This window comes from Corynebacterium sp. LaCa117, assembly GCF_046717765.1.
In the GTDB taxonomy this organism is placed as follows: Bacteria; Actinomycetota; Actinomycetes; order Mycobacteriales; family Mycobacteriaceae; genus Corynebacterium; species Corynebacterium kefirresidentii.
The window spans coordinates 1537808-1549991 of sequence record NZ_CP177102.1; the positions used below are offsets into that span (position 1 = coordinate 1537808).

Below are 12184 nucleotides of genomic sequence, written 5' to 3' on the forward strand. Positions count from 1 at the left end.
CCACAATGCATCATTCACCATCCTTTGCCCCTCGGCGCGTCCCGCTGAGGCGCCGATTTATTCACGTATTCGCCGCCGTCTTTGCCACAGCATTGGCCTTCTTCTCCCCTGCCGCGGCACTTGCCTTTGATGAGGTCTTCGACTCTGGCCACGTAGACGCCTTCTATGTCACGGCCCCAGACGGTCAGCTACACCTTTCGATGAAGGAAGACATCACTGGATCGAGCGTTCCACGCTCCGGCGATGATGTGGTGCTCAAGGTTGTGGAGGACGCTTGGTCCGATGCCACCGAGGCCGTGCCGGAGATCGGCCAGCCCACCTATTTCCTGCCGCAGACCCAGGATCAACGCATCATTTGGCCGGGCTGGGATACCCAGCCTGCACGCGATGGCGGCTTTGACAACGTTGACCTAGAATTCGCCGAAGTCTCTGGACCTGGTTCAGTGTATGTCTTTGAAACGAGCGGCTTTGGCGATGTGAAGACGGTGACCGATTCCGGCTCAATGGAGCTCACCAGCGGCGAGGTCATCAACCAGCCCAATCCTGCTCACCGGCACGTCAACTGGGCCTTTAGTGAGGCCGGCACGTACACCATGACGGTGCAAGCCCATTCCAACGGCGAATCCAGCAATGCTGTGACCTACACCTGGGAGGTGGGCGACGGCGGCGATGCATCCACAGCCGATCGATCGGCTGATACCGGCGAGGTGAGCAATGACGAGGAAACTGCGAGCACCCCACGATCAGCAGGCAAGGGCGGCGCTGCAGCCGCAGATAAGTCCGGTGCAGCTACGGATAAAGAGTGCACCCCGGGCATGACTCCGCAAATCAAGGACGATACTGTCTCTCCTTCCCAGTGGCGCGATGCTGATGGCGCTACCTTTTATCTCTCCGATAAATCCCGCGTCGATCTGCCCCAAGAGGTAGGCCCAGTGCCAGCTGGTCAGGCGTGGATGATTGGTTCTACCCAAGTCGATGGCGTGCCGTGGCTCGGTGCTAATACCCAAAGTCCGACCATGCGCGAGAATATCCCTGGCGATGTCACCTGGGAGTTAGCAGGCTTCAAGGGCCCTGGCCCGATGATGGTCTACTCCCAAGGCGGATTGGGAAAGATTGTGGGCGATGAGTGGTTCCGAGGCAATGCCGATGCGGCGGAGGGCACCTATTCGATTGCACCCAATACCCACGTGCACCCCAACTGGGTCTTTGGTGCGCAGGGCACCTATGACGTCACCATCCGCCAGGTGGCCAAGACCGGTGAGGGCAAGCAAGTCGCCGGCGAAGCGACACTTCACTTCGTGGTCGGCGGCGACAAGCCGGCGGAAGCCTTTGACAACGGGCACTTCGATCTAGGCGCTGCGGTAAATCCGGAGGGCGGAGACTGCGGAGATGGTGCTGCGGCAGGTGGGGCGTCGGCAAGCGCTGGTGGCTCTTCCACAAGTACCGGAACAAGCACTGGCCAGGCCGCTCAGGCCCCCAGCAAGGGCGGTTCTTTAGCCAATACGGGGACTCCCATTGTTCCCTTTGGCATCGGAGCACTGGGCTTGGGCATGCTTTTCCTCGGCCTGGGCATTGCCCGCCTAGCTGTAGCTAAGGCAGCAGACTAATGGCGCGTGCGCTTTCCCATAGACGCAGGCTTCGGACCATTGGCGCGCTGCTGGGCTCCTGCCTGCTGGCCACTGGTTGTGCCCCCTCGGCCGCGTTGGATGCTGGAGACGGAGAGAAATTCACCGTGGTGGCCACCACCCCGATCCTCGCGGATCTCGCGCGCAATATTGCGGGAGAAGATGCCCGCGTACAAAGCCTTATCCCCAGTGGAAAAGATCCGCATACTTTTGAGCCAACGCTGCGCACGGTACGCGATGTTGCCAATGCCGATTTGGCGCTGAGCAATGGCTACTTGCTGGAGCCGCAGTCTCTCATCGATACACTGCACGAATCCACCGATGCCCCCGTGGTGGAAGTTGCCGATGCTGCCTCCACCCGCGGTGCCACTCTCGTGCCGCTGGTAGAAGATGTCTCGCTCGAGGCAATTTGGCTGGGCTTGCGTATCAGCGGCGCACAGCAGCGCTCTTCTGGAGTGGATTTCCGCATGGTCTCTGCCGACGGACCAGGTAACGTCGCGGCCTATGTGGTCTCTACCTTCGGCACCCCGGAGGTCCTTTTTGACTCGGCCGATGGCATCGATGAAAAAGAAGACTCAGTGACCCTGCCTGCCAACGCCCACACGCACGTCTCTTGGGGGTTTTCCCAGCCAGGGATCTACCACCTCGGGTTCCAAGCAGAGGGCACCGACGTCCAACACCTCACTGTGGCCGTGGGAGTAAACCCTCCTAAAGGCATGCAAGTGATAGATTCCGGGCACCTGGATATTGCAGGTGACCTAGCCAAGCACAGTATTGACTTGCGCGATCAGGACAAGCGTTTCGACCCTGCCACCACCGTGGTGTCCATCCCCTCTTCGGTGTTGCAGCCCATTCCGCCGGATCCGGCCTACCGCTTCCTGGGCCGGCCGGGCGCGGATACCTACCTATTGCCGCAGGCGGTGCTGGGAAAGCACATCCACGGCGAGGTGGACCCGCACCTATGGCACAACGTGGACAACGCCATCTCCTACGTCGATGTCATTGCCGAGGAAATGGCGCAAGCAGATCCTTCGCACGGGGCGTCCTACCGCCAACGGGCGGAGGCCTACACCCAGCGCCTGCGGAATACGGATACCTATGTTGACCGCGCCATTTCTTCTATCCCTAAAGAAAACCGGCACCTCGTGACGACCCACCACGGCTACGCCTATCTGGAGCAAGGATATGACATGTCGGTGGCCGGCTTCGTCACCCCCAATCCGGCCATCGAGCCTTCCCCGCGCGAGGTCATTTCCTTGCGTCGCACGCTGGAGAACCTACATCTGCCAGCTGTGTTTGTAGAACCTGTGCAGCAAGCAAGCGCCGAGACATTGAAGCAGGCTGCCGCGGAGCAAGGCGTGGAGCTGTGCCCCATCTACGGCGACACGTTCGATGACACCGTCAGCTCCTACATCGACCTTATGAAATTTAACGCTGATTCCCTTCAGCGCTGCCTCACCCCCAACCCCACCGATGGAGATAAAAATGCTTAAATTCGCTACTCGTACCGCCACCCGCACCGCCGCCTGCGTCCTTACTGCAGGCCTGGCATTTTCTACCAGTCCTGCTTGGGCGGGCGACCTCGCCCAGGTGGTCGGCGCCGATGAACGCGTTGCCCCACAGGGCGAGGAAAAGGTCATCGATACCGGTCACGTAGACGTTGGTGCCCTGCTTGATGGCACGGATTCTGAGCTTATGGCCCGCGATGATGCCGGCGATAAGCCAGTCTGGCGTCACCTAGATGACCTCGTGTTTTCCGTGGGCGATAAGGCACAGCAAACCCTTCCCGATACAGATGACTTTGGCTTCGTTGGCGCTGAATCCGGCGATAAGGTCTGGGTAGTTCCCCAAACCGAACAAGTCGGTGTTCCCTGGCTGGGGTGGAATACCCAGGCGCCCTCACTTGTCGACGCCGCCGATCGTGGAGTCACCATGGAATTCCTCGGCCATTCCGGGCCAGGCGATTTCTCCCTCTTCCTGCAAAACGGCGGCTTCGAAGCGCCACAGCTCTTGTGGTCCACCGCGCAGAAGAGCGACGAGGACTTCTGGGTAGACCTCAATACCCACACCCACGCCAACTGGACGTTTACGGAGCCTGGCACCCATCAGGTAGGCATCAGGGTAAAGGGCAAGACCAAGGACGGTGCCGATTTCAGCACCGATGGCGTACTCACCTTCGCCGTCGGCGATGATGCCGACGTCCAAGCGGCCCAGGACACCACCTGGAATCCAGACGATGCCCAAACCGCAGGCTCCTCTATTCCCACCTGGGTCTTTGTCCTCGCCGGTGTCGGCGTCGTAGTACTGCTACTGGCCCTGGGACTCGCCCTGCGTTCAGCCAAGCGGGGCGATAGCCGTGGCTAAACCGCTTATTTCCGTTGCTGATCTCAACGTCTCGCTCTCGCACCGCAGCGTTATCACCGATGCCAACCTCACTGTCTGCCCGGGCGAATTCATCGGGCTCCTCGGGCCCAATGGTGCTGGTAAGACCACCCTCATGCGCGCGATTTTAGGGCTTATTCCTTCCTCCGGAACTCGCAGCATCTCCGGCACTGTGGGGTATGTTCCCCAGCGCCACGAGGTGGAATGGGGCTTTCCCATCAATGTCTATCGCACCGTTCTCAGCGGCCGCACTGGCCTTATCGGCTGGCTCAAGCGACCGCGCGCCACGGACCACGCCGCGGCGGCAGAGGCGCTTCGTTTGGTTCACATGGAAGAATTTTCTACCCGCCCCATCGAAGAACTCTCCGGTGGTCAACGCCAGCGGGTGCTCATCGCCCGGGCCCTCGCCACGCAACCACACGTGCTGCTGCTCGATGAGCCTTTTACCGGGCTAGATGCGCCCAATACCGAATCGCTCCTCGAGCTTTTTGAAGAGCTTTCCCACCGCGGCACCTCCATCATTATGTCCACTCATAACCTTTCTGAAGCCGCACATTCCTGCCACCGCCTCATTCTTTTTAACGGCACCGTGGTAGCCGATGATTCCGCTTCGCGCCTTCTTCGCCAGACGGATCCGTGGACGCACACCTTTGGCGTGCGTGCCGGTTCGCCTTTGCTTTCTGCCATTGGAGTCTCCGCATGATAGAAATTTCCTTCCTCGATTTCCTGCGCGACCTGGTCAATCCCCACCTTGACTTCCTCGCCCGCGCGGTAGGCATCTCCTTGCTGGCGGCCATCGTGTGCGGCGTCATCGGCTGCTATGTCGTGCTGCGCGGCATGGCCTTTATTGGCGATGCCGTCTCCCACGCGGTATTTCCTGGCCTAGCCATTGCCTTCGCCCTGCAAGCCTCGGTGCTTGTGGGCGGCGCAGTCGCCGGCGCGGTTGTGGCCTTGCTCATCGCCGCCTTTTCGCAGCGTCGCCACGTACGAGCGGATTCCATCATCGGTATCTTCTTCGCCGCGGCCTTCGCCTTGGGCATGGTGATCATCTCGCGCACCGATGGTTATAGTGCCTCGTTGACAAGCTTCCTCTTCGGCTCACTCACCGGCGTATCCCGCACCGATATCATCATCGCGGCCTGCGTATGTGCCGTGGTTATCGCCATCGTTATAGCCTTTGGCCCCCAACTCAACGCCACATGCTTGGACCGGGAAACTGCCCGCGCAATGGGCTTGCCCGTCTTTGTGCTGGATATCATTTTGTACCTGTGCGTCACGGCCGCAGTGGTCATTTCCGTAAGCACGATCGGCAATATCTTGGTCCTCGCACTGCTTATCACTCCGGCCGCGACGGCACGCCTACTTAGCGCAAACCTCACGACCATGATGTGGCTATCCGCCCTCATTGGCGCGCTATCTAGCTTCCTCGGTATCTACCTAGCATGGGCCATTGATTTACCGGCCGGTGCCACCATCGTGCTCACCCTCACCGTCATTTTCTTGGGCGTTTGGGCTATCCACCCACTGCTCGGCGCCCGCAAGCACGCAGGTGCCTCGCTTTCCGACGCCCCACACCCCACCCCACGAAAGGAATCCGTCTCCTCATGAAACCTGTCTGCCGCACCGCGGTGGCCCTTGGCGCCGCCGGACTTATTAGCCTCGGCGCCCTTCCGGGAGCGGGAGTAGAACCCTTCGAGCCCGCCACCGCATATGCCGAAGAATCCACCGAGGAATGCTCTTCCAGCGACTTCGACCTCATCACCAAGGGCCACCAGGACATGGCGCTCAGCGGCGATTCCGGTGATCTCAGCTTCACGGTGAAAGATGATGACAAGGGCATCAAGCATGACTCTGAGTCCTTTGCCATTGAGGTATCTGATGACCTTAAACAACCGCTATCGGAGCTCGGTGACTCTTCCCTGCCCGATGAAGGTTGGATTCTGCCGCAAACGCAAGACCCCAACGCTCCTTGGCTAGGTTTTAATACCCAAGAGCTGTCTCAGGATCTCCTCGCTGCTGGAGACACCGCTACCTTGAGCATGGCTATCGCACAGGGCCCCGAGGATGGCCGCATCCTGGCCTACCAGGTGAATCTTGGTGACCCCAAGGTGCTTATGGACACTGCCGATGGCTCTGCCTGGGACTACCCCGGCAACTCCCATTCCCACCCAGCCTTTGCCTTTACCGAGCCGGGTACTTACGCGGTGAGTTTTACCTTCGAGCTTCCCGACGGCACCCGACACCACTTGCATGCTGGCTTCCTCGTCGGAGAGCAGGCAGATGCGAAAGATCTATGCGGCGTGGACTATACCGATGCGGACGCTGCTACCGGCAACGGTGGCGACTCAAATAGCCGCCCCAAGCAACTGGAAAAAGACGTCAAAGACGTAGACAAAGCCATCGCCGGGCTAGACAAAGAACTCGACAATACCCTGCAGGAGGGCCAGAAATTCCTAGAAGGTGGCAAGCCACAAGAAGACAAGAAGGGTTCTGACGAGGACAGCGCGGGCAAGCGCAAGCAGCCCTCCCGCACCAAGGAAAAAGACGCTGGGAAGGATGGAGCGCCACATAAGACGCCGTCCACGGCTTCGGCTCACGCCTCTGGTACTACGCGAAAGTCTGGTGCTGGTTCTGGGGCTACGACCCACCATTCGGCTAGCCGTGTCAATGATTCTGCCTCCACTGCGAAATCCGGAAAAAGCGGAGGCGCTGGCACGGGCTCGCACCGTTCTGCTTCCACCAGCGGTTCTTCCCACTCGACGGCCAAAAAGTCCACCGGCTCTCGGGACGCAAAATCCGCAAAGCGTACCAAGGGCAAGGCCGCAGGCACCGCTGGTGCACAGAGAGTGCCGGATGCTGGCGCTGCGGAAGGCAAAGACACTGAAAATGTACTGACTAATGCCGCTGCGTATACCGCCACCCTGGCTAAAAGCAGCTTCTGGGCGGGCCTTTTAGCCGGACTAGGCGCATTCGCTCTGGTGCTCGGAATCGGTCTGTTGGTCTATGTCCAGTTCTTCCGCAAGAAGAAGGCCCCAGCGCAGCAGCCGACCGATGATGCCACGGCCCACTTGCCGCGCGTCGACTAGCGCAGCGCTGATTATCGGCCAACAATAGAACGAGACCCAGAGGATCTCTCCTCTGGGCCTCATCCGTGGCTAAGCGCCGCTGTTTTTATACCCTGGTCTTGGACGAGAGGAAGTCCCAGACCAGCCGTGGAGTATCTGGCTGCCAGAACCAGGTGTGGTCCTGTGGAACCTTGACCAGCTGTACGTCCTTCTGGCAACCATTGAAGTTCAGGCGTTCGGAACCGCCAGCCTCTGGAGTCGCCTGGAAGGTCATGTCGCATCGATTGCGTTTCAGGTAGCCGCCAAGCACGGTGCGCACCGGCAAGTAGCCAGCCTCGTGCCGGTTACCGCCTTCATAGGTCATCATCTTGTCATTGACGCCATGCATGATGAGGGTATTCATCGGCGCATCGGCACAGTTAACCTCCACCGGGTTGTAGAAGGCACCCGAGACCATGGCTACAGCGGCAAAGGTGTCCTGCGCGTGGCAGCCCAGCACTGAGGTAAAGCCGCCACCATTGGACATACCCATGGCATAGACGCGGTTGCGGTCAACGTGGTAGTCCACGTCTACCGAGTCAAGAATGCGTTTGATGAAGCGGATGTCCTCACCATCGTGCGTCTTGGCATAAGGTGCTGCCTCCCAGGCGCGCTCAAACCCCTCCGGGTAGACGATGATTGCCTCATTATTAGCTTCAGTAGTCTGCATACGTGCGTAGCTGGAGTAGTTCTCCGGGGAATCTCCCCATCCACCGAAGCCGAAAAGAACAGGCGCAGCCTTTTCCGGCGAATAGTTATTGGGAATGCGCAATAGATACCTGCGGGTCTTTCCCTCGTGCTCCATAGTGAGCGACTGTATGGAGCCCGGCTTAAATGGCGGGTTGGGGTTGATGCTGGTATCTACCATCGCTGGCCGCGGTGCCGGCTCCGGAAGCGATGATCCCTCAGGAGCAGGTGCCGGGTTGTTTTGGTCAGCACCTTTATCTGCTGGTGCCGGGGTGGATTCTTTCACGCCTTCTGGAACGAGGTGGGATCCATCTGGCTGCGGAATAACCGGCTTCGCGTTTTCGGGTGCCGGGCCCGGTGCCGGTGCTGGTGCCGGTGCTGGCTGTGGTGCGTTTGCTGGGGCCGGCGCAGGTGCAGGTGCAGGCGCTTCTTGCGCGTGGGCAGGAGACACACTCAGCAGCGCCCCGCTAGCCAGCACGCCAACAACGATCAGGTAAAGGGAATAGCGAAGAAACTTAGTAACATTAGCCACAAGGTTAAAATTAACCACATTTTTCACTAGAGACACTGTTTACACGCCCAGTGCACACTCAATTCTGTAAGAAAAGCCCAAGGCATTAAGCTAGATTTTCATGCACGAAGACAGACCAAGCACCGCCCCCGATTTTTTGCTCTCACGAGCAACGGGGTCTGTCCGTACCCAAGGTGCGCGCCACACTTTTAATGACGCCGATGCGGCAATTTCCGCTCTCCGCAGCAAGGATGTAGAGATGGTCGTCGGTGCGATCCCCTTCGATTCGGACACCCCCGCGGCACTAACCGTACCGGAGACCATCATCCGCGAAGAGGGCCCGCTGGAACCGCACGCTTATTATCGCAACCAGAGCTTAAGCTCCCGCGTAGTTGGTGTCGATCCGGAGCCTGAGGAGCACCTTCGCCGCGTGGAGGCAGCCATCGGCACGATTGAAACCTCCAAACTAGAAAAGGTAGTTCTGGCCCGCGCGGTAGACATCGAATTCCCTGAAGCCATCGATCCGCGCCTCGTGGCGGCGCGCCTTATCGATCTCTCCGCCAACCGTGACGGGTTCATTGCTGATCTCTCGCCTGCTGGCAGGCCGGGCGCGATGCTTGTCGGCTCCTCCCCGGAGGTTCTGGTCAAGCGTCAAGGATCGACTGTGTCAGCCTTTCCCTTGGCGGGTTCGTCTCCGCGCCGCGCCTCGGCGGCCGAGGATCACCTCGCAGGACAGGACCTCTTGCATTCTTCCAAGGATCTCCACGAGCACGCTTTTGTGGTCGACCACCTGCGCCGGGCGCTCACCCCATTGTGCGAGCGACTAGATATTCCGGACGTCCCGCAACTGATAAGCACCAATGAAATGTGGCACCTTGGCACGCCGATTTCCGGAACGCTCAAGGATAAAGACTTGACTGCGCTCGAGCTTGCCCTAGCGGTCCATCCCACACCGGCTATCTGTGGCACCCCGGCCGAAGCCGCCCAAGCCCTTATTGAGACTGCGGAGACTGACCGTGGTTTCTATGCCGGCGCGGTCGGCTGGTGCGATAGTTCAGGTGACGGCGAATATATGGTAGCCATTCGCTGCGCAGAGGTTGCCGGCGATGGACTCTCCGCACGCGCCTGGGCTGGTGGAGGCATCGTCGGCGATTCTGATGCTCAAGCGGAGTTGGAAGAAACCACCGCTAAGCTGCGCACCATTTTGAAGGCGCTAAGCCTCTAGCCCACGCGCTTGGCGACGAGCACGACGTCGGTGCGGTGGTGCGCACCTGCGCCTTCAGCCAGGTGGCGCTCCCGGCGGGCTAGGGTGACAGTTTCCAATTCGCGCAGGTTGTGCGCCAACCATTCCGGCATCGCCAGTTCTGTGGACTCCGTATCGTGGTGAACAAAAAGTAGTGTTCCCCCTGGAGCTACCAAGTGCTCAAGCTTTTCGACCTCTTCCGGCGTTGCACGTACCCCACCGTAATGAACGCTGACCAAGTCAAAGGGCTCATGGCTAAAGCCACTAAACGTAGCAACCTGTGCGGCAACGCCGAGGGCGCGAGTGCGGGCTACGGCCGTCGGGGCGAAGTCAATGCCCAACACATCCCAGCCGTGGTTTTTAAGCCAGAGCGCGTCCGCGTCTTCTCCGCAGCCAATGTCCAGGGCAGAGCCAGGCGCAAGCTCCGCAGCATAATCGACAAGGGTGGCGTTCGGTTTTCCTGACCATACGCGATCAGTGCTGCGGTACCGCTCCTCCATTTCCGCGGGAGTGGGAACGTAGGGGCGATGCTCGCTCTGGTGGGAGTTATGCACGGTCGATGGAATTGCGTAGAGTTCCCAGACCTGGGATCTCGATTTCGATGGTATCCCCCGGCACCATCGGAGCGGTGCCGGCCGGTGATCCAGTAGTAATGACATCGCCGGGAAGCAAGGTATAGGCGGCGGAAATCTCTTCTAAGATGCCGCCCATCTTCACAATCATCTGGTCCGTATTGGAATCCTGCTTTTGCTCACGAGAGCCCTCGTGTGTCAGGTAGGCATTAATCTTCTGGTCATCCAGATTCAAGCTGTCCAGATCCGTCTCAATCCATGGGCCGAGCGGGCAGAAAGTGTCGATCCCCTTGGCACGAGCCCATTGTCCGTCCTTGAACTGCAGGTCACGGGAGGAAACATCATTGCAAATGGTGTAGCCCAGCACGTGGTCTTGCCAGTTCTCGGCCTTGATATTCTTCGACGGTTTGGAAATGACCACGGCAAGCTCGCCCTCAAACTCTACATTGGTGGCATAGTCTGGGATCTTGATCGCGGCATCCGGGCCGATGACCGCAGTGGACGGCTTGATAAAGATAGTGGGCGGCAGGCTATCGGCAGACTTTTTGAAAACCTCGGCCACGTGATCCGCATAGTTGCGGCCGAGCGCTACCACCTTGGTAGGCAGGGTCGGTGCCAAGAGGCGAACCTCGTTAAGCTTCCACTCGCGTCCGGTTGGCTCCGGCGGCGTGAAAGGCGTGCCAGCAATTTCTTTTGCTACTAACTCTTGCATCGGGGCGTCTTTCGGCCCATCGATAATGGCGAAACAGATTCCTTCTGGGTGTGCAATTCGTCCTAAACGCATAGCGGTAATCCTACTCAATCGCTCCCTTTACATGTGTGCAAAGGTTACGGTGTTAATTAGTTAATTTGAGTAAATTGCGGTGTTCTTTCAAACGCCATTGCAAGCCCCTGGAAGAGGGGATGAAAGCAACCGTTCGGATCCGGGGGCGTCGGCAAGCGCATCGTGCAGGGCAGGTTTGTTCCTATGTAGCTAGGGCGCGCGAAATTCGGTCGCCGACGTCAGTGGTCCTCACCGGCCCATCGCCGCGTTGGGCAGCGTCTTGCGCTACCGCATCCTCTATCCTTTGCGCATTGGCTTCATCGCCTACGTGTCGAAGGAGCATGGCCGCCGACAAAATAGCGGCCGTCGGATCCGCAATCCCCTTCCCAGCGATATCCGGCGCAGAACCATGGACCGGCTCGAACATCGAGGGATTCGCTCCTGAAGCATCAATATTTCCGGAGGCAGCAAGGCCAATGCCACCCACTACGGCACCGGCAAGATCGGTGAGGATATCTCCAAAAAGGTTATCGGTAACAATTACGTCATATCGTGCTGGATCCGTAACCATATAAATGGTCGCAGCATCGATATGTTGGTAGTCCACCTGAACCTCTGGAAACTCAGCGGCGACGTCATCGACAGTACGCTGCCACAGCCCACCAGCATTGACCAATACATTGGTTTTGTGCACCAAGGTCAGGTGCTTGCGGCGCTGCTCAGCCCGCACAAAGGCATCGCGCACTACGCGCTCCACACCGAAACGGGTGTTTTGCGATACCTCGCTGGCCACCTCATGCTCAGTGCCCTCGCGCAAGGTACCACCGTTTCCGCAGTACAGCCCCTCGGTGCCCTCGCGCACCACCACAAAATCAATGTCTCCAGGATCGGCCAACGGCGAAGATGCAGTGGGATAAAGCTTGGAAGGACGGAGGTTGACGTAGTGATCCAGCGCAAATCGCATCTTGAGCAACAGCCCTCGCTCCAATACGCCCGGGGGCACTTCACCTGGGGCACCAATTGCCCCTAACAAGATCGCATCATGTTCGCGCAGGCTAGCTAAATCCACATCCGTGAGAAGCTCCCCGTTGCGCAGGTAGCGCCGGGCACCTAGGTCATACTCGGTGGTGTCAATATCGGAGCGAACGGCATGCAGCACCTTGAGAGCCTCAGCCGTTACCTCGGGCCCAATACCATCCCCACCAATTACCGCAAGTTTCATTATATAGGATTCCCTTCTCATAGAGTGGATTTAACCAACTCTATCAAAAAGGACCCGCGCAGCGCAGGAAGTTAC

11 protein-coding genes are annotated in these 12184 nt (G+C 59.0%); 7 read left to right on the forward strand and 4 right to left on the reverse strand.

Annotated elements, in window-relative coordinates:
* Positions 1 to 5 precede the first annotated feature (5 nt).
* The 6 genes from ACLI1L_RS07560 to ACLI1L_RS07585 are packed head-to-tail and all read left to right on the forward strand — an operon-like array spanning position 6 to position 7093.
* The gene (locus ACLI1L_RS07560) at positions 6 to 1607 is read left to right on the forward strand and encodes a choice-of-anchor M domain-containing protein (RefSeq protein ID WP_411707259.1); all 1602 of its coding nucleotides are present in this window, start codon (positions 6 to 8) and stop codon (positions 1605 to 1607) included.
* Positions 1607 to 3118 carry an anchored repeat ABC transporter, substrate-binding protein gene (locus ACLI1L_RS07565; protein ID WP_411707260.1) on the forward strand — a complete coding sequence of 504 codons (1512 nt, stop codon included), beginning with the start codon at positions 1607 to 1609 and terminating at the stop codon, positions 3116 to 3118. The genes ACLI1L_RS07560 and ACLI1L_RS07565 overlap by 1 nt, the downstream gene beginning before the upstream one ends.
* On the forward strand, positions 3111 to 3989 hold the full coding sequence (locus ACLI1L_RS07570; RefSeq protein WP_411707261.1) for a choice-of-anchor M domain-containing protein: 879 nt from the start codon (positions 3111 to 3113) through the stop codon (positions 3987 to 3989). The genes ACLI1L_RS07565 and ACLI1L_RS07570 overlap by 8 nt, the downstream gene beginning before the upstream one ends.
* Complete coding sequence (locus ACLI1L_RS07575) at positions 3976 to 4710, forward strand: anchored repeat-type ABC transporter ATP-binding subunit (protein WP_394286276.1); 735 nt, start codon at positions 3976 to 3978, stop codon at positions 4708 to 4710. Before ACLI1L_RS07570 ends, ACLI1L_RS07575 begins: the two co-directional genes overlap by 14 nt.
* Positions 4707 to 5615 carry an anchored repeat-type ABC transporter permease subunit gene (locus ACLI1L_RS07580; RefSeq protein ID WP_023021692.1) on the forward strand — a complete coding sequence of 303 codons (909 nt, stop codon included), beginning with the start codon at positions 4707 to 4709 and terminating at the stop codon, positions 5613 to 5615. Before ACLI1L_RS07575 ends, ACLI1L_RS07580 begins: the two co-directional genes overlap by 4 nt.
* Positions 5612 to 7093: a choice-of-anchor M domain-containing protein gene (locus ACLI1L_RS07585; RefSeq protein ID WP_411707262.1), complete on the forward strand. Its 1482-nt coding sequence runs from the start codon at positions 5612 to 5614 to the stop codon at positions 7091 to 7093. The genes ACLI1L_RS07580 and ACLI1L_RS07585 overlap by 4 nt, the downstream gene beginning before the upstream one ends.
* An 85-nt stretch (positions 7094 to 7178) precedes the next feature.
* Here ACLI1L_RS07585 and ACLI1L_RS07590 read toward each other — a convergent pair whose 3' ends face one another.
* Entirely contained in the window at positions 7179 to 8330 is a 1152-nt protein-coding gene (locus tag ACLI1L_RS07590; protein WP_411707263.1) for an alpha/beta hydrolase-fold protein, read from the reverse strand.
* 100 nt (positions 8331 to 8430) lie between these two features.
* On the opposite strand from ACLI1L_RS07590, the gene ACLI1L_RS07595 reads away from it, so the two are divergent.
* The gene (locus ACLI1L_RS07595) at positions 8431 to 9534 is read left to right on the forward strand and encodes an isochorismate synthase MenF (protein WP_411707264.1); all 1104 of its coding nucleotides are present in this window, start codon (positions 8431 to 8433) and stop codon (positions 9532 to 9534) included.
* On the opposite strand, the gene ACLI1L_RS07600 is transcribed toward ACLI1L_RS07595, so the two are convergent.
* From ACLI1L_RS07600 to ACLI1L_RS07610, 3 genes are all read right to left on the reverse strand, one after another.
* Positions 9531 to 10052 (reverse strand): class I SAM-dependent methyltransferase, encoded by a 522-nt coding sequence (locus tag ACLI1L_RS07600; RefSeq protein ID WP_411708361.1) that lies wholly within the window; start codon positions 10050 to 10052, stop codon positions 9531 to 9533. The two genes, ACLI1L_RS07595 and ACLI1L_RS07600, sit on opposite strands and share 4 nt — an antisense overlap.
* Positions 10053 to 10098: 46 nt before the next feature.
* Positions 10099 to 10908, reverse strand: a complete 810-nt coding sequence (locus ACLI1L_RS07605; protein WP_049360951.1) for a fumarylacetoacetate hydrolase family protein — start codon at positions 10906 to 10908, stop codon at positions 10099 to 10101.
* Between the two features lie 181 nt (positions 10909 to 11089).
* The gene (locus tag ACLI1L_RS07610) at positions 11090 to 12109 is read right to left on the reverse strand and encodes a 3-isopropylmalate dehydrogenase (protein ID WP_411707265.1); all 1020 of its coding nucleotides are present in this window, start codon (positions 12107 to 12109) and stop codon (positions 11090 to 11092) included.
* Positions 12110 to 12184 lie beyond the last annotated feature (75 nt).

What these genes read in the sequence shown, in the direction of transcription:
- ACLI1L_RS07595 (WP_411707264.1), top strand. Translation starts at nt 8,431, where the DNA reads ATGCACGAAGACAGACCAAGCACCGCCCCCGATTTTTTGCTCTCACGA.
- ACLI1L_RS07610 (WP_411707265.1), bottom strand. Translation starts at nt 12,109, where the DNA reads ATGAAACTTGCGGTAATTGGTGGGGATGGTATTGGGCCCGAGGTAACG.
- ACLI1L_RS07560 (WP_411707259.1), top strand. Translation starts at nt 6, where the DNA reads ATGCATCATTCACCATCCTTTGCCCCTCGGCGCGTCCCGCTGAGGCGC.
- ACLI1L_RS07570 (WP_411707261.1), top strand. Translation starts at nt 3,111, where the DNA reads ATGCTTAAATTCGCTACTCGTACCGCCACCCGCACCGCCGCCTGCGTC.
- ACLI1L_RS07600 (WP_411708361.1), bottom strand. Translation starts at nt 10,052, where the DNA reads ATGGAGGAGCGGTACCGCAGCACTGATCGCGTATGGTCAGGAAAACCG.
- ACLI1L_RS07565 (WP_411707260.1), top strand. Translation starts at nt 1,607, where the DNA reads ATGGCGCGTGCGCTTTCCCATAGACGCAGGCTTCGGACCATTGGCGCG.
- ACLI1L_RS07580 (WP_023021692.1), top strand. Translation starts at nt 4,707, where the DNA reads ATGATAGAAATTTCCTTCCTCGATTTCCTGCGCGACCTGGTCAATCCC.
- ACLI1L_RS07605 (WP_049360951.1), bottom strand. Translation starts at nt 10,908, where the DNA reads ATGCGTTTAGGACGAATTGCACACCCAGAAGGAATCTGTTTCGCCATT.
- ACLI1L_RS07585 (WP_411707262.1), top strand. Translation starts at nt 5,612, where the DNA reads ATGAAACCTGTCTGCCGCACCGCGGTGGCCCTTGGCGCCGCCGGACTT.